The sequence below is a fragment of the Mesorhizobium sp. M4B.F.Ca.ET.143.01.1.1 genome (assembly GCF_004792275.1).
Lineage (GTDB): Bacteria > Pseudomonadota > Alphaproteobacteria > Rhizobiales > Rhizobiaceae > Mesorhizobium > Mesorhizobium abyssinicae.
The window spans coordinates 502,158-519,114 of record NZ_SRSR01000002.1 but is presented as its reverse complement, the minus strand read 5'-3'; the positions used below and the strand labels follow the sequence as shown (position 1 = coordinate 519,114).

Sequence of the window (16,957 nt, the reverse complement as noted above, 5' to 3'; positions counted from 1 at the left end):
CATGGCCGCTGCCGAAACGATCCTCGACGTCAGGGACCTTCGCGTCCGCTTCCGCACCCTCGACGGTGCGGTCGAGGCGGTCAAGGGCATCAACATCAACGTCAGGGCCGGCGAGACCGTCGCCGTGGTCGGCGAATCCGGCTCCGGCAAGAGCCAGACCATGATGGCCGCGATGAGCCTGCTGGCCTCCAACGGCGAGGCAACAGGCGCCGTCGACTATCGCGGCCGCAACCTTTTGACGATGAGCAAGAGCGAGCTCAACAAGGTGCGCGGCCGCAAGATCAGCATGATCTTCCAGGAGCCGATGACCTCGCTCGATCCGCTCTATTCGATCGGCAACCAGCTGATCGAACCGATCCGCAGGCATCGCGGGCTGGGCGCGGCGGAAGCGCGCGAGGAGGCGCTGAAGCTCTTGCGGCTCGTGCACATTCCCGATCCCGAACGGAGGATGAAATCCTATCCGCACGAAATGTCGGGCGGCCAGCGCCAGCGCGTCATGATCGCGATGGCGCTGGCCAACGATCCCGACATCCTGATCGCCGACGAGCCGACGACGGCGCTCGACGTCACCATCCAGGCGCAGATCCTGATGCTGCTCGCCGAATTGCAGCGCAAGCTCGGCATGGCCATCGTCTTCATCACCCACGATCTCGGCATCGTCAGGCGCTTCGCCGACCGCGTCTATGTCATGCGCCAGGGCGAGGTGGTGGAGGAGGGCGAGGCCGAAGCGCTCTTCGCCAACCCGCAGCACGCCTACACCAAGATGCTGCTGGCGGCCGAGCCGACCGGCTCCAAGGCGCCGCCGCCGGCCGGTACCCCGGTGCTGCTCGAGGGCCGCAATGTCGAGGTGGTGTTCAGGATCGGCGGCGGCTTCCTCGCCGGCGAGCCGCTGATGCTGCGCGCCGTCGACAACATCTCGATCCGCCTGAAACGCAACCAGACGATCGGTATCGTCGGCGAATCCGGTTCCGGCAAGTCGACGCTCGGCCGCGCGCTGCTCAGGCTGTTGCCCAGCGAGGGCCTGATCCGCTTCGGCGACCGCGACATCTCCGACGCCGACCGCCAGGCGATGCGGCCACTCAGGCGGCAATTGCAGCTCGTCTTCCAGGATCCGTTCGGCTCGCTGTCGCCGCGCATGACCGTCGGCCAGGTGATCACCGAAGGGCTGTTGGTGCACGAGCCGTCGCTCACCGGCAAGCAGCGCGACCAGCGCGCGGTCGAGGCGCTGCGCGAAGTCGGGCTGGATCCCAATTCGCGCAACCGCTATCCGCACGAATTCTCGGGCGGCCAGCGCCAGCGCATCGCCATCGCCCGCGCCATGATCCTGAAGCCGAGGCTGGTGGTGCTTGACGAGCCGACCTCGGCGCTCGACCGCTCGGTGCAGAAGCAGATCGTGGAGCTGCTGCGCAAGCTGCAGGCCGACCACGAACTGTCCTACCTGTTCATCAGCCACGACCTCGCCGTGGTCCGCGCCATGGCCGACTACATCATCGTCATGAAGCAGGGCAAGATCGTCGAGGAAGGGCCGACGGAAGACATCTTCAGCAATCCGCAGGCCGGCTACACCCAGACGCTGATGAACGCCGCGATCGATACGGCGCGATTTCGGATGAGCGCGTAAGGCAGCGGCCCTGTGCCCAGCCGCACAACGCTACGACGTGCACTGCCGCTTTCTTGCCGCGACGATCGCCTGCTGCTGTTGCTGCATCCGTTCGATCCTGGCCGTTTCGCGGTTGGCCACGACCGTCTTCACGCGCTCGCCGCCGAGCAGCCAGTTCGGCACGCTGGTATTGGCGACCTTGCCGCGTGCGATGGCGGTTTGCGAGATCCCGGTGGCGGTGTCGCCGAGCGCGACGTTGAGTTCCGGGCAGCTCATGCGGTCGTATTTGTCCGAATCGATCGAGGCAAGCCTCGAGGAGCAGCCAACCGCAACGAGCAGCACGGTGATCAAAGTAAACAGGAGTGCTGCCGTCGGCGCGGACTTGATACTTTCACCTGCTCTCGCCGTTCCTCAGTCCCGCACGCCCGTCGAACCAGGGTAGGGCGCCATTAGGTCAAAGCGAGAGCCTGTTGTCGAGCACAATGGAAGGCCAGAGGCCGTTCCGCTCGATTTGCGGCGCAGACGGGTGATTTCGGGAGCGGGAGGCAACAAGCAGCCAAGTGCTTGTTTTTCTGGTCGGAGTGGCAGGATTTGAACCTGCGACCCCATCGTCCCGAACGATGTGCGCTACCAGACTGCGCTACACTCCGTGACCAGACCGCGGGCTTATAGCCGCCGCTTTTCGATCCTGCAAGCGCCAATGGCAGTACGTCTGTCGCATTTCGTCACATTCGCCGCGGACTGTTGAAATCTTCGGGCTGGCTCAGCGATCCGCTGCGCGAAAAGGGCAAGCGGACCAGCACGATGGGCTGGCTGATCCGCTTGCCGAAACCCAGCGCAATCAGGCGGCTGACCGATCGAGCATGCTCCAGTCGAACGCGCGCGCCCAGTCGGCAAAGCTGTGCCAGCGCACCTCCTGGAATTCCTTGTGCAAGCCGGGGATGTCGACGTCGTAGCCGACGCTGTCGAACCATTCGAACATCAACGCCGCATCCTCGTTCTGCTGGCGGGCCATGGCGATCGGGACCTCCTGGTAGCCGATCGGGCGGCCGATGGCCTGCGACAGGATTTTCGCCTGCTCTTCGCCGGACAATTCATCTCCGGCGAAATCGAAGCGCTTGCCGAATACCCGTTCGCGACGCTCGATCAGCGCCGCGACGAAGGCGCCGATGTCCGCCAGCGCGACCAGCTGCAGCCTGCGCTTGGCGGGCACCGCGAAAGCATGCGTGCCCTGGGCCAGCGCGCCGATCGACCAGGGGGCGACGAAATTCTCCATGAAGGCGACCGGGGCGCTGATCGTATAGGGGATGCCGAGCCGCTCGATATGCCGCTCGACCAGATATTTGCTTTCGAAATGCGGGATGCCGGTTTTCTTGTTGGCGTCGGCGACGGACGAATAGACGAGATGCCCGACGCCGGCAGCCTTCGCCGCGTCGGCGGCAAGGATACCCTGGCGGGTCTCTTCCTCCATGCCGGCCTCGGTCATGGTGCCCATCAGGAACATGGTGTCGACGCCGCTCGCAGCCTTGATGATGGAGGCGGCGTCGGATAGATCGCCGGCCACGATTTCGGCGCCGGCGGTCGCCAGTTGCCGCGCCGCCTTGCCGTCCGGCGAGCGCGTCAACGCCTTGACGCCGTGGCCCTTGGCAAGAAGAGCGCGCGCGACCGCGCCGCCTTGCTGGCCGGTGGCGCCGGTCACCAGAATGTCTCTTTTGATGGTCATCTGTTTGCTCCGTGTTTGCGTGGAGCAAAGTTAGGGTTTGCGGCATTGATGCATAATCACCTATAATTGGAAAACTTTGTCCCACTCTTGGATACAATGATCGACCTCAACGACATCGCGGTTTTTGCCCGCGTTGTGGAAACCGGCAGCTTCACCGCCGCCGCGCGCCTGCTTGCCATGCCAAAGACGACGGTCAGCCGCCGCATTGCCGCGCTCGAGCGCGAGTTCGGCGTCCGCCTGCTGCAGCGCACGACCCGCAGCCTCAACATGACGGATGCTGGGCGCCTTTATTACGAGCAGAGCAGCCAGGCACTGCGGGCGATCGAAGAGGCCAATCTGCGCCTTGCCGAGGCGAACGCGGAACCATCGGGCACGATCCGTATCTCGGCGCCCGTCGGTTTCGGCGCCTATTTCCTCAACCGCGCCGTGGTCGAGTTTCTCGAGATCTATCCGAAGACCAAGGTCGAGCTTCGCCTGACCGACGACAAGCTCAACCTGGTTGAGGACGGGATCGATCTCGCCTTCCGCACTGGCGTCTTGCAGGATTCGACGCTGATCGCCCGCAAGCTCGGCTCGACGCACAGGCATCTCTGCGCCAGCCCGGACTATCTGGCGCGCCATGGAGCACCGGAAGCGCCGGCGGATCTCGCTCATCACCACTGCGTCATTGCCGGCCCCTCGGCAGCCGGCGCTCACTGGGTCCTGGACGGGCCGCAAGGCCAGGAGACGGTCACGGTATCCGGGCGCTTCGCCGCCAACGAGATGCAGGCTGTCGTCGCCGCCGCCATTGCCGGCTACGGCATCGCTCAATTGCCCTACGGAATGGCGGACGCGCTGATCGGCGAGGGGCGGCTGCGCCGCGTCCTTGGGGATCACACCACGCCGGCCGGCGGTCTTTACGTCCTCTATCCGAGCAGCCGCCACCTGTCGCCCCTGGTCAAGGCGTTCATCGATCTGGCGACCGAGCGGATTTCGAATCGGGTAAACAGTGCATAAAGCTGTGCGTACCCATGCGACCAACTTCTGATTGCGAGACCCGGATGAGCGAGCGCATTGTCAGTTTCGTCATGAGTGGCGGCGTCGGCTCGCGGCTCTGGCCGCTGTCGCGCGAGGACAATCCCAAGCAGTTCCACGATTTTTCCGGCGACGGTTCGATGCTGGCCAAGACCCTGCGCCGGCTGGCGGCAAGGCCGGCCGGCGAAACGCCGATCTTCCTGATCGCCGCCGAGCGCCACGCCGAGCGCGTCCATGCCGACCTCGCAGGCCTCGATCTTGCCGGCGGCGGCCCGCTGTTCGAGCCGACCGGACGCAACACCGCGGCCGCCGTCGCGCTCGCCACATTGCGCACGCTGTCCGAATTCGGCGACAGCCTGGTGCTGGTGGTGCCGTCCGATCACGAGATTTCGACCGCGGAGCAGTTCTGGCGCAGTGTTGAAGCCGGGGCCGTGGCGGCTCATGCCGGCCGCCTGGTGGTGTTCGGCATCAAGCCGACCCAGCCCGAGACCGGCTACGGCTATATAGAGGTCGCCGCCGACAGGGACGGTGTGTTCGATGTCTCGCGTTTCGTCGAGAAGCCCGACCTCGCCACCGCGCAAACCTATCTCGAAGCCGGAACCTTCTACTGGAACACCGGCATCTTCCTGTTTCGCGCCGGCGCCATGCGCGACGCCTTCGCGGCTTTCGCGCCTGATATCTGGCAGGCCACCGAAGCCGCCTATAAGGCGGCGACATCGGATCTTTCCGGTCTCTATATGCCGCTGGAACTCTATTCCGCCATCCCATCGACCTCGATCGACTACGCCATCATGGAGCGTGCCAAGGGCATCGCCATGGTGCCGGCCGGCTTCCGCTGGAACGATCTCGGCTCCTGGCAGTCGCTGCTCGATGTCGGGCCCTCCGACAATCAAGGCAACGTCATCGTCGGCGATGTCGTCGCCATCGATTGCGAGAATTCCTACATTCGCGGCGAGGGCCGGCTGCTCTCGGCCATCGGCATGAAGGACGTCGCCATCGTCTCGACCGCCGACGCCACTTTCGTGGCGCCGGTCAGCCACAGCCAGCACGTCAAGAAGATCGTCGAGCAGCTGGAGAAGTCGGGTCGCCTGGAAACCCGCTTCACGCCGGCGCATGACCGCGTCATCGAAAGCGGCGCCTGGCGGCAGCGCGTACATCACTGGCTGTTCGACGAGACGCTGCCGCTGTGGTCGACGTCGGGCGTCGACGAGCGTCATGGCGGCTTCCATGAGGCGCTCGGCTTCGACGGCTCGCCGCTGATGAAGCCCAAGCGCATGCGCACGCAGGCGCGCCAGGTCTATGCTTTCGCGGTGGCCAAGGAACGCGGCTGGACCGGCCCGGCCGACCGGCTGATCGCCCATGGCATCGATTTCATGACCGGCAAGGGCCGCACCGCAAGGGGCGGCTGGGTGCGCACGCTCAACATCGACGGCTCGGTCGCCGACCCGGCCGAGGACGCCTACGACCATTCCTGCGTGCTTCTGGCGCTGGCGCACGCCCATATATCGGGTCATCCCGACGCGCTCCGGCTCGGCGAGGAGACCTTTGCTTTTCTCGACGCCCATCTCGAGGACAGCCGCATGACCGGCTTCCTCGAAACGTCCGACGGCGAAGGCGAGCGGCGCTCCAACCCGCATATGCATCTGCTCGAAGCCTTCCTCGCCTGGCATCAGGCGACCGGCGAGCGCGCCTATCTGCGCCGCGCGGCGCAGATCATCGACCTCTTCCGCAGCCACTTTTTCGATCCGGAAAGCTGGACGCTCGGCGAACATTTCGACGACGGCTGGAAGCCGGTGGCCGGCGAGAAGGGCAGCTGGACCGAGCCCGGCCATCATTTCGAATGGGCCTCGCTGCTCGTCGATTTCGCCGGCCGCAGCGGCCAGACCGAGCTCACCGCCTTTGCCCGCAAGCTCTATGCCTCCGCCGTCGCCAACGGCCTCAACCGCGCCACCGGCCTGTCCTACGGCGCCGTCTCCAGGCAAGGCCTGCCGCTCGACCGGGTGTCGCGCAGCTGGCCGCAGGCCGAAGCGGTCAAGGCGGCGATTGCGCTGGACGGCACGGGCGGGCCGGACCTCAAGCCGGAGATCGAGGCGCGCGTCGGCCGCCTGTTCCGCTGGCACATCGACCCGGCGCCGCTCGGCCTCTGGATCGACCGCATCGACGAACGCGGCCGCTCGCTGGCGACCGACGTGCCGGCCAGCATTTTCTACCACCTCGTCTGCGCGCTGACGCAGTATCTGGATGGAACGGCCGGGGAGGGAGGCTGAAGCCGCCGATCTCCCCCCACGAGGGGGAGATGGCCGGCAGGCCAGAGGGGGTCGGTTCGACTGGACGCGACCTTCTTTTGCGACAGGATAAGGCTAGCGCCCCACGCGCGGCGACCCCCCTCTGTCGCCTTCGGCGACATCTCCCCCTCAAGGGGGGAGATTAGGCGTGCCTCGCGCCAGCCCCTCAATACGGGCTCGCCACGTCCCCCGTCTCGACATAGACCGCCTTCAGCTGCGAGTAGAGTGCCAGCGCCGCAAGCGAGTTCTCCCGCCCGATGCCCGACTGCTTCACCCCACCGAAGGGGATTTCCACCGGCGTCAGATTGTAGGCGTTGATCCAGCAGGTGCCGGCCTGCAGTTCGGCGATGACGCGGTGGGCGCGCGGCAGGTCGCGGGTGAAGACCCCGGCGGCGAGCCCGAATTCGGTGTCGTTGGCGCGCTCGATCACCTCGTCCTCGCTGTCGAACTTCAGCACGCTCATCACCGGCCCGAAGATCTCTTCGCGGGCGATGCGCATCGTATCGGTGACGCCGGTGAACACCGTCGGCTCGACGAAGAAGCCGCCCTGAAAACCCTGCAGCGAGGGCACGCTACCACCGCAGGCGAGGGCAGCGCCGTCTTGCCTGCCGGTCGCGATGTAGGAGACGACCTTCTCCTGCTGCGCCTTGTTGACCAGCGGCCCCATCTGCGTTTCTGGATCGAGCGGGTCACCGATGCGGATCTTCTTGGTACGCTCTACCAGACGGTCGACGAAACGGTCGTGGATGCCCTTCTGCACGAAGACACGCGTACCGTTGGAGCAGATTTGACCGGTCGAGTAAAAGTTGCCGAGCATGGCGCCGCCGATGGCGTTTTCGAGATCGGCGTCGTCGAAGACGATCAGCGGCGACTTGCCGCCGAGCTCCATCGTCGCGTGCTTCATCTTCGAGCCGGCGAGCGACAGCACCTTGCGTCCGGTTGGCACCGAGCCGGTCACAGAAACCTTGGCGACGACATCGTGGCCGACGAGGCCGGCGCCGACATCGCCATAGCCCTGCACGACGTTGAACAGACCGTCGGGCAGGCCGGCCTCCGAGTAGATCTCGGCCAGCGCCAGCGCCGACAGCGGCGTGTTCTCCGAGGGCTTGAACACCATGGCGTTGCCCATGGCGAGCGCCGGGGCGGATTTCCACCCGGCGATCTGGATCGGATAGTTCCAGGCGCCGATGCCGACGCAGACGCCAAGCGCCTCGCGCCGCGTGTAGGCGAAAGGCCCGCCGAGATCGACCGCCTCGCCGTTGAAGGCGGCGACCGCGCCGCCGAAATATTCCAGGCAATCCGCCGCCGAGGGCGCGTCCGCCACCAGCGTCTCCTGGATAGCCTTGCCGGTGTCCAGCGTCTCGATGCGCGCGAGATCGGCATTGCGGGCGCGAAGAATGTCGGCGGCGCGGCGCAGGATGCGGCCGCGCTCGACCGGCTTCAGCCGAGCCCAGGCCGGTTGTGCGGCGCGCGCGGCCTCGATCGCCAGTTCCAGCACGTTCGGCGTCGCGGAATGCAGCGTGGCGATTGTCTCGCCCGTGGCCGGATAGATCACAGGCAGCGGCGCGCCGCCCTCGTCCTCGATGTAGCGGCCGTTGACATAGTGCGATGCCGTGGGCTGGGCGCGCATGGTCTTCTCCATTGATGGTCGCTGGGCGGGAGGGCGCCAGCCTCACAATGCCCTATCGATCCGCCGCCTGCCAGCGCGGATTGATCCATGGTTCCTGGTTGGACGGCGCCAGCGGCATCCGCCCAAGGATGTGATCTGAAGCCTTCTCGCCGGTCATGATCGAGGGCGCGTTGAGATTGCCGTTGGTCACCCGCGGGAAGATCGAGGAGTCGGCGACGCGCAGGCCCTCGACGCCGATCACCCGGCATTCCGGATCGACCACGCTCGTCAGATCGTCGGCGCGGCCCATCTTGCACGTGCCGCAAGGATGATAGGCGCTCTCGGCGTGATCCCTGATGAAGGCGTCCAGATCCTCGTCCGACTGCACATGACTGCCGGGCGAGATCTCCTTGCCGCGGAAACTGTCGAAAGCCTTCTGCCCAAAGATCTCGCGCGTCAGCCGGATGCAGTGGCGGAACTCCGTCCAGTCGTCCGGATGCGACATGTAGTTGAAGCGGATCACCGGCTTCGCTTTCGCATCGGGCGAGCGCAGCGTCACCGAGCCGCGCGACTTCGAGCGCATCGGCCCGACATGCGCCTGGAAGCCGTGCGACTTCGCTGCCGCCTTGCCGTCATAGCGCACCGCCGCCGGAATGAAGTGGTACTGGATGTCCGGATAGTCGACGCCGGCCCGCGAGCGCACGAAAGCCGCGGCCTCGAAATGGTTGGTGGCGCCGAGGCCGGTCCTGAAGAACAGCCACTGTGCGCCGATCAACGCTTTGGAGAAGGGGTTGAGCACCGAATTCAGCGTGATCGGCTTGGTCGATTCCTGCTGGATGTAGAGTTCCATATGGTCCTGCAGATTGCGGCCGACGCCTGGCCGGTCGGCAACGACCTGGATGCCGTTTTCCTGCAGATGCGCGCCCGGGCCGATGCCCGACAGCATCAGGATCTTCGGCGAATTGATTGACGATGCCGCGACGATCACTTCACGTCGCGCCTTAACGATTTGAATCTGTTTGTTAGCTTCGATCTCGACCCCGATGGCGCGTTGATTCTCGATCACCACGCGGCGAGCGAAGCCCTTGACCAAGGTGACGTTTTTGCGTTTCAGAGCCGGCTTCAGATAGGCGTTCGCCGCCGACCAGCGGCGGCCGCCGAGAATGGTCTGCTCCATCGGGCCGAACCCTTCCTGCTTCGAACCGTTGTAGTCGTCGGTCAGCTCGAAACCGGCCTGGCGGCCGGCCTCGACGAAGGCGCCGTAGAGCGGGTTCCTGCGCGTGCCGCGTTGGACATGCAGCGGGCCGCGTTTGCCCCGCCAGCCATCCTCGCCGCCGTCGGAATCCTCCATGCGCTTGAAGTAGGGAAGCACGTCGGCGAAGCCCCAGCCGGTTGCGCCCTGTTCGGCCCAGTGGTCGAAGTCGCGCGCATGGCCGCGCACATAGACCATGCCGTTGATCGAGGACGAGCCGCCGATCACCTTGCCGCGCGGGGTGGCGAGCACGCGGCCGCCGAGATGCGGCTCCGGCTCGCTGGCAAAGCCCCAGTCGTAGAGGCTCATGTTGAGCGGGATCGACAGCGCCGACGGCATCTGGATCAGCGGCCCGATATCGGTGCCGCCGAACTCGATGACGATCACCGAGTGCTTGCCGTCCTCCGACAGCCTGTAGGCCATGGCCGAGCCGGCGGAGCCGGAGCCGATGATCACGAAGTCCGCTTCAAGCATTGTTCATATGCGCCCATCGTTCATATGCGAGATGAAATCGGCGAGCGAGACATTGCCGCCGGTAGCCACAACAAGGACGGTTTTTCCCGCCACGTTCACCTTTCCCCCAAGCAGCGCCGCCAGCGACGCCGCGCCCGACGGCTCCAGCACCAGCTTCATCCGCTCGAAGGCGATCTTCATGGCGCGCCGCACCGAGATATCGTCGACGGTGACGCCGCGCACGCCGGCCGCGCGCACCGCCGCGAATGGCGCTTCGCCGGGCTGCCTCGCCATAAGCCCGTCGCAGATCGATTTCGGCCCGATCGGCATCGTCTCGATGGCGCCGTGCGCCAGTGAGGAACCCATGCCGTTGAAGCCTTCCGGCTCGACCGCGATGATTTCGGTCTGGGGCGACAGATAGTGGAAAGCGAGCGACACGCCGCCGATCAGCCCGCCGCCGCCGACGGAGCAGAACACCAGGTCGGCATGCGCGTTCTTCGCCGCCAACTGGTCGAGCGCCTCCAGCCCGGCGCCGGCCTGGCCGGCAACGATCTCCGGATCGTCGAAGGGATGCAGCAGCGTGAGTCCTTCGGTCTCGGCGATCGCGCGCGCCCTGGCGGCCGCCACTTCCTCGCGTGCGCGATCGCCATGGTCGGTGAGCACGACGCGCGCGCCATAGCCGGCGGTGGCCTCACGCTTGGCGGCCGGCGCATCGATCGGCATCACGATGGTGACGGGAATGCCGAGCGCCTGGCCGGCGGCGGCCAGCCCTTGCGCGAAATTGCCGGACGAGTAGGCGACGACGCCTTTCTTGGCCTCATCCGGCGACAGCTGCTTCAGCCGCCAATAGGCACCGCGCACCTTGAAGGAGCCGGCCCATTGCAGCGATTCCGGCTTGACGAAGACACGCGCCGCGCCCGTCTCCCTGGCGAGCGCCGTCGACTCCAGCAATGGCGTCACCTGCGTTGCGGCCGAGGTGAGGGCATAGGCCATTTTGAGATGGTCGAGTGAGGGGACGAGCGTTGTCATCATTCGCCTCGCGGATACCGTTTGCTCTCCTCGAGATTGTCGAGGTTCATGTGGTTGCGCATGTAGCGCTCGGACGCCTTCTGCAGCGGCTGGAAATCCCAGGGGTAATAGGCGCCGTTGCGCAGCGCCGGATACACCACCCAGCGGCGCGCCTGGCTCTCGCGCACGGCGGCGTCGAAAGCGGCCATGTCCCAGCGCGCCCGGACCTTGTCCATGAACGCCGCGACCAGCGCCGCGTTGGCCAGGTCGTCGGCGAGGTTGTCACGCTCGAGCGGATCGGTTTCGAGGTCGAACAATTGCGGCGGGTCGAGTTCGCAATGGACGAATTTGTATTTGCCGTCGCGGATCGCCACCAGCGGCGCGTAGGAGCCTTCGGCGGCATACTCGATCAACACGGGCGCGGTGCGCTGCCCGCCATTGGCGAGCGGCAGCAGCGACTGGCCGTCGGTCCACGGAGCGATGGCGCCCATGTCGATGCCGGCGAGGTCGCACAGCGTCGGCGTCACGTCGAGATTGGAGACCGGCGCCTCGATCAGCCCGGCCGGCACGCCTTTGCCGGCGATCATCAGCGGTACGCGCGCCGAACCCTCGAAGAAGCTCATCTTGAACCACAGCCCGCGCTCGCCGAGCATGTCGCCATGGTCCGAGCAGAACAGGATGACGGTGTCGTCGAGCATGCGCGTGCGGCCGAGGACGTCCAGCAGCTCGCCGAGCTTGTCGTCGACATAGGAGATGTTGGCGAAATACCCGCGCCGCGAACGGCGCACCTGGTCGCTTGTGATCGCGAAAGCGGAATAGTCGCTGGCGTGGTAGAGCCGCTGCGAATGCGCGTCCTGCTCGTCATGCGCGATGAACCCGGTTTCGGGGTCCAGCGCCTGGCAATTCTCGTAGAAGTCCCAATACTGCTTGCGCGCGACGTACGGGTCGTGCGGGTGCGACAGCGAAACGGTCAGGCACCAGGGCCGCCGGTCCGCATCGTCCTGCTCCCGCGAAAGCTGGTAGAGCTTCTGCGTGGCCAGGAACACGACTTCGTCGTCATACTCCATCTGGTTGGTGGTCTCGGCGACGCCCGCGCCGGTCACCGAGCCCAGATTGTGATACCACCAGTCGATGCGCTCGCCGGGTTTGCGATAGTCTGGCGTCCAGCCGAAATCGGCCGGATAGATGTCGGTGGTCAGCCGCTCCTCGAAGCCATGCAGTTGGTCCGGCCCGACGAAATGCATCTTGCCAGACAGGCAGGTGTAGTAGCCGGCAGATCGCAGGTGATGGGCAAAAGTCGGGATCGAGGACGTGAACTCCGCCGCGTTGTCGTAGACCCCGGTGCGCGACGGCAACTGCCCGCTCATGAACGAAGCGCGGCCGGGCGCGCAGAGCGGCGAGGCGGTGTAGTTGTTGGCAAAGCGCGCCGAGCGGGCGGCAAGTGCCTTCAGATGCGGCACATGCAGGAATTCCGCCGGTCCGTCGGGGAACAGCGTGCCGTTGAGCTGATCGACCATGACGATCAGGAAATTGGGCCGTCCGCTCGTCAAGGCAGGCTCCGTCCGCTGAGCTTGGTTTCGAGATAGTCTTCGACGAGCGCGATGGCCGTCGCCGCGTCCGGCACGCCGTCTTTCAGCGCGCGACGGATGTAGAGCCCGTCGATCAGCGCCGCCGTCGCTTCGGCGACGCGATCCGCTTCGCGTCGGGACAGGATGCCGGTCAGCCCGCTCATCAGGTTCGAATGCAGTCGCCTCGCATAGATCTTGAGCAGGCGCCGCAAGGCCGACGACTTCTGCGCCTCGACATAGAAGGCAAGCCATGCGGCGATGGTCTCGGGCTGGAACTGGTCGTCGGAGAAACTGACGGCGACCACGGCCGAGACGCGCTGGCGCGCCGTGCCGGTGGCCCGCAGCGCACGCCTGGTGTCGGTGTTGAGCTCCGACAGTATGTGCCGCATCGTCGCGAACAGAAGCTCGTCCTTGGCGCCGAAATAATGGTGCGCCAGCGCCGACGACACGCCGGCGCGGCCGGCGATCTCCGACATCGTCACGTCCAGCGAGCCGCGCTCGCCGATCGCCGAGATCGTCGCATCGATGAGCGCCTTGCGGCGCAAGGGTTCCATTCCGATTTTCGGCATTTTGGGATCCGGGCTCGATATAAGATTATTTTTTATTGACGGATCAATCAACAAAAAATCGATGCTGGCATCAAACGATCCTGTTGGTCTGGCCCATCCCCTGGGCTGGAAAAAAGTTCACTGTTGAACAATATTGAATCTCATGCCGCGACAGGACGTGCTAGCGTGTGTGGAGGTTCAGGTCAGGCCGGCATCACCTGAGGATCCACACGCCAGGCTGCGCGGCAAATGGAGGCTGTAATGACCGCATGCATCGTCGGCTGGGCGCATTCGCGCTTCGGCAAGCTCGAGGGCGAGACGCTCGAGGGCCTGATCACCAAGGTCGCCGTCGAGGCGCTCGACCATGCCGGGATTGGTCCCGACGATGTCGACGAGATCGTGCTCGGCCATTTCAACGCTGGCTTCTCCGCGCAGGATTTTACCGCCAGTCTGGTTTTGCAGGCCGACGACCGGCTGCGCTTCAAGCCGGCGACGCGCGTCGAAAACGCCTGCGCCACCGGTTCGGCCGCCGTGAGGCAAGGTATCCGCGCCATCGACGCCAATGCGGCCCGCATTGTGCTGGTGGTCGGCGCCGAGCAGATGACCACCACGCCCGGCCCCGAGATCGGCAAAAACCTGCTCAAGGCCTCCTACCTGCCGGAGGATGGCGACACGCCCGCCGGCTTTGCCGGCGTCTTCGGCAAGATCGCGCAGGCCTATTTCCAGCGCTATGGCGACCAGTCGGATGCGCTCGCCATGATCGCCGCCAAGAACCACAAGAACGGCGTCGACAATCCTTACGCGCAGATGCGCAAGGATTTCGGCTTTGAATTCTGCCGCCAGGAAAGCGAGAAGAACCCGTTCGTCGCCGGTCCCTTGAAGCGCACCGACTGCTCGCTGGTTTCGGACGGCGCCGCCGCGCTTGTGCTCACCGACACCGCGACGGCGCTCAGGATGCGCCGCGCCGTCACCTTCCGCGCCAATGAGCACGTCCAGGATTTCCTGCCGATGTCGAAGCGCGACATCCTCGCCTTCGAGGGCTGCGAGCAGGCCTGGAACCAGGCGCTGAAGAAGGCCGGCGTGACGCTCGACGACCTCTCCTTCGTCGAGACGCATGACTGCTTCACCATCGCCGAACTGATCGAATACGAGGCGATGGGGCTGGCCAAGCCAGGCGAAGGCGCGAAGCTGGCGCTGGACGGCACCACGGTCAGGGACGGCCGCCTGCCGGTCAACCCCTCCGGCGGCCTTAAATCCAAGGGCCACCCGATCGGCGCCACCGGCGTGTCGATGCATGTGCTGACCGCCATGCAGCTCACCGGCGAGGCGGGCGGCATCCAGGTGCCGGGCGCCAAGCTCGGCGGCATCTTCAACATGGGTGGCGCTGCCGTTGCCAACTACGTTTCCATTCTCGACCGGATCAGGTAGAAGCGGCCCGCATTTAAAGCGGCGCCCTCTGGGCGCGCGCGTGCGGGAGGCAGCATGTCAAATCCGGTTCTGGTCGAGGTTTTGCGCGGCGCGGTGGTCGAAAGCGCCCATCGCGGCGCGGTCGCCGTGTTCGATGCTGACGGCAAGCCGTTGCTCGAAATCGGCGAGACGGTCCGCCCGGTGTTTCCGCGCTCGGCGGTGAAGGCGATCCAGGCGCTGCCATTGGTCGAAAGCGGTACGGCCGACGCCTATGGCTTCGGCGACCGCGAACTGGCGCTGGCCTGCGCCTCGCATACCGGCGAGGCCGCGCATGTCGAACTGGCGCAAGCCATGCTGGCGAAAGCCGGTCTCGACAAAACCGCGCTCGAATGCGGCGCGCATTGGCCGTCGAACCATGACGCCACCATAGCGCTTGCCCGTGCCGGCGGCGTGCCGAACGCGCTGCACAACAACTGCTCCGGCAAGCATGCCGGCTTCCTATGCACCTGCGTGCATGCGGGCATCGCCCATCGCGGCTACGTCAAGGCCGGCCACGCCCAGCAGGAGATGGTTCGCGATGCCATGCAGTCCGTGACCGGTGCCGCCCATGACGTCGACCACTGCGGCACCGACGGCTGTTCCATCCCGACCTATGCCGTGCCGCTAAAGAGCTTCGCGCTCGGCTTTGCCCGCATGGCGACGGGCAGGGGCTTTGCGCCGGAGCGGGCCAGGGCGGCGAAGCGGCTCTTGTCCGCCTGCATGGCCGAGCCCTTCCTGGTCTCCGGCAGCGGCGGCGCCGATGTCGCGCTGATGCAGGCGGCGCCCGGCCGCATCTTCGTCAAGACCGGTGCAGAGGGCGTCTATTGCGCCGCCGTTCCCGAGCTTGGCCTCGGCATTGCGCTGAAATGCGACGACGGCGCCGGCCGCGCCGCCGAGGTGATGATCGCCGCGGTGCTGGCCAGGCTGCTGCGTGGCGACGAAGGCCTCGCCGCAAAACTGATGGAGCTCGCCCATCGCCCCGTCGAAAGCCGGATTGGCGCCAAGGTTGGCACGCTACGGCCGACGGCTGCGCTCAACTGACGTGGTTGCGCTCAACGGTCAGATGCGCATAGCCGGCATTGCCTGACTGGGCGAGGTCGGCGGTCGCCGGATCGGCCCAGCGCTGGCCGACGATAGCGCCGTTCAGCGCGCCATCGATGACATTGTCCGAGATGATGGCCGTTTCTGCGCCCTCGACCACCGACACCGCAATGCCGGTCCCGGCCTTGCGGATGATGTTGCCGGTGGCAACGACATTGCGCAGATAAGGCCCCCAGCCGATCTGCATGCCATAGAGCGGCGCGTTCTCGACGACATTGCCCGACACGGTGGTGTCGGCCTCGACGCTGATGCCGACGCCGAAGCCGGGCGCGTCGGCGGGGTAGGGGCCGACCGTCGACAGGTTGCGCACGATGTTGTTCGCGCACACGCCCATGCGGCCGCCTTCGTTGAAATTGACGATCGAGATGCCGTTGGCGGCGCCGTCGATGATGTTGTTGCCGATGACCGCGCCTTCGAAGGAGAATTCCGAATAGAGCGCCGTCTCGCCCGAGCGCGAGCAGGTGTTGCCGGTGACCTGCAGATTGCTGGAGCTGTTGGCGCGGATCGCCGAGAAGGCGCAGTCCGAGACGATGTTGCCCGAGATCACGACATTGCCGGCGCGGAAGGCGTTGATGCCGTTGCCGTTCTGGCCGGTGCCGCCGCTCCTGGCGCCGATGCGCTCGACGCGGTTGCCACTGACGAGGGTGCCGTCTTCCGCCTGCTGCCAGCGATGCACGAGGATGCCGCCATTGGCGCAGTCGGAAACCGTATTGCCGGAGATCTCCAGCCCGCCGGCTTCGACCGAATAGATGCCGGCGTCCGCCGCGCCGGAAATGTCGCAACGCCCGACGCGGCCCGAAACATGCTCCAGCGCCAGCCCGTTCTTGCCGCTGCCGGTGACCTGGCAATTGTCGATGACGAGATGGCCGACGCGACGCAGGTCGAGCAGGCCTTGCGCATAGTCGGCCAGCCAGCGGTTCGAGCCGTCGAACACCAGCCCGCCGAGTTCGATATGCTCGGCCTGCTCGACCATCATCAGATGGCCGTTGCCGCCATAGACGATGCGCGTGGCGCCCGGCACGCCGCTCAGGCGCAGGCGCGCTGGCAGCTTGAGGTTGGACACGACATAGGTGCCCTGCGGCAAAAACACCGGCGCGTCGCGCTCGCTGGCGTCGTTGAGGAGCTTGGTGAAGGCCTTGCTCTGGTCGTCAAGCGTGCCTGGTTGCACGCCGAGCTCGGTGGCGTTGATCGAACCGCGCATCGAGGCTTTCGCGATGCCGGGCAGCACCTTGGCCGAGACTTTGCCAGCGCAAAGGCCCGCAATGGCAAAGCCGGCGGTCTGGGCGAGCAGCATTCGTCTGTTCAACATCGGCACAGGTCCTGGCGTTTGCCATCCCTGTCGCAGGAATC

The 16,957-nt window shown here is 65.8% G+C and carries 13 protein-coding genes and 1 tRNA gene; 5 read left to right on the top strand and 9 right to left on the bottom strand.

Annotated elements, in window-relative coordinates; genetic code table 11:
• Nucleotide 1: 1 nt before the first annotated feature.
• Nucleotides 2-1,621, top strand: coding sequence for an ABC transporter ATP-binding protein (locus tag EN786_RS06760; protein WP_135908090.1), 1,620 nt, complete (start codon nucleotides 2-4; stop codon nucleotides 1,619-1,621).
• Between the two features lie 30 nt (nucleotides 1,622-1,651).
• On the opposite strand, the gene EN786_RS06755 is transcribed toward EN786_RS06760, so the two are convergent.
• The 3 genes from EN786_RS06755 to EN786_RS06745 all read right to left on the bottom strand — a co-directional run bounded on the left by EN786_RS06755 (nucleotide 1,652) and on the right by EN786_RS06745 (nucleotide 3,323).
• A complete protein-coding gene (locus EN786_RS06755; protein ID WP_246688720.1) occupies nucleotides 1,652-1,951 on the bottom strand; it encodes a hypothetical protein in 300 nt (99 codons plus the stop codon).
• Between the two features lie 222 nt (nucleotides 1,952-2,173).
• Nucleotides 2,174-2,250, bottom strand: a tRNA-Pro gene (locus EN786_RS06750).
• A gap of 191 nt (nucleotides 2,251-2,441) precedes the next feature.
• Nucleotides 2,442-3,323, bottom strand: a complete 882-nt coding sequence (locus tag EN786_RS06745; RefSeq protein WP_127286547.1) for an NmrA/HSCARG family protein — start codon at nucleotides 3,321-3,323, stop codon at nucleotides 2,442-2,444.
• A gap of 96 nt (nucleotides 3,324-3,419) precedes the next feature.
• Between EN786_RS06745 and EN786_RS06740 the strand changes: the two genes are divergently transcribed.
• Nucleotides 3,420-4,319 carry a LysR family transcriptional regulator gene (locus tag EN786_RS06740; protein ID WP_127286546.1) on the top strand — a complete coding sequence of 300 codons (900 nt, stop codon included), beginning with the start codon at nucleotides 3,420-3,422 and terminating at the stop codon, nucleotides 4,317-4,319.
• A gap of 44 nt (nucleotides 4,320-4,363) precedes the next feature.
• A complete protein-coding gene (locus EN786_RS06735; protein WP_128346578.1) occupies nucleotides 4,364-6,604 on the top strand; it encodes an AGE family epimerase/isomerase in 2,241 nt (746 codons plus the stop codon).
• Between the two features lie 184 nt (nucleotides 6,605-6,788).
• Here EN786_RS06735 and betB read toward each other — a convergent pair whose 3' ends face one another.
• Genes betB through betI form a run of 5 tightly spaced genes read right to left on the bottom strand, consistent with a single transcriptional unit; the run spans nucleotide 6,789 to nucleotide 13,081 of the window.
• Nucleotides 6,789-8,252 carry a betaine-aldehyde dehydrogenase gene (gene betB / locus EN786_RS06730; protein ID WP_128275880.1) on the bottom strand — a complete coding sequence of 488 codons (1,464 nt, stop codon included), beginning with the start codon at nucleotides 8,250-8,252 and terminating at the stop codon, nucleotides 6,789-6,791.
• A gap of 52 nt (nucleotides 8,253-8,304) precedes the next feature.
• Nucleotides 8,305-9,957 (bottom strand): choline dehydrogenase, encoded by a 1,653-nt coding sequence (gene betA / locus EN786_RS06725; RefSeq protein WP_127287132.1) that lies wholly within the window; start codon nucleotides 9,955-9,957, stop codon nucleotides 8,305-8,307.
• Nucleotides 9,958-9,960: 3 nt separating this feature from the next.
• A complete protein-coding gene (locus EN786_RS06720) occupies nucleotides 9,961-10,968 on the bottom strand; it encodes a threonine/serine dehydratase (protein WP_127287131.1) in 1,008 nt (335 codons plus the stop codon).
• Nucleotides 10,965-12,494: a choline-sulfatase gene (betC, locus tag EN786_RS06715; RefSeq protein ID WP_127311122.1), complete on the bottom strand. Its 1,530-nt coding sequence runs from the start codon at nucleotides 12,492-12,494 to the stop codon at nucleotides 10,965-10,967. The genes EN786_RS06720 and betC overlap by 4 nt, the downstream gene beginning before the upstream one ends.
• Nucleotides 12,491-13,081: a transcriptional regulator BetI gene (gene betI, locus EN786_RS06710; RefSeq protein ID WP_127311123.1), complete on the bottom strand. Its 591-nt coding sequence runs from the start codon at nucleotides 13,079-13,081 to the stop codon at nucleotides 12,491-12,493. Before betI ends, betC begins: the two co-directional genes overlap by 4 nt.
• Before the next feature lie 240 nt (nucleotides 13,082-13,321).
• On the opposite strand from betI, the gene EN786_RS06705 reads away from it, so the two are divergent.
• On the top strand, nucleotides 13,322-14,488 hold the full coding sequence (locus EN786_RS06705; protein ID WP_127287076.1) for an acetyl-CoA acetyltransferase: 1,167 nt from the start codon (nucleotides 13,322-13,324) through the stop codon (nucleotides 14,486-14,488).
• A 54-nt stretch (nucleotides 14,489-14,542) separates the two neighbouring features.
• On the top strand, nucleotides 14,543-15,547 hold the full coding sequence (locus EN786_RS06700; protein ID WP_127311124.1) for an asparaginase: 1,005 nt from the start codon (nucleotides 14,543-14,545) through the stop codon (nucleotides 15,545-15,547).
• On the opposite strand, the gene EN786_RS06695 is transcribed toward EN786_RS06700, so the two are convergent.
• Entirely contained in the window at nucleotides 15,540-16,916 is a 1,377-nt protein-coding gene (locus EN786_RS06695; protein WP_127283085.1) for a TIGR03808 family TAT-translocated repetitive protein, read from the bottom strand. The two genes, EN786_RS06700 and EN786_RS06695, sit on opposite strands and share 8 nt — an antisense overlap.
• Between the last annotated feature and the right edge of the window lie 41 nt (nucleotides 16,917-16,957).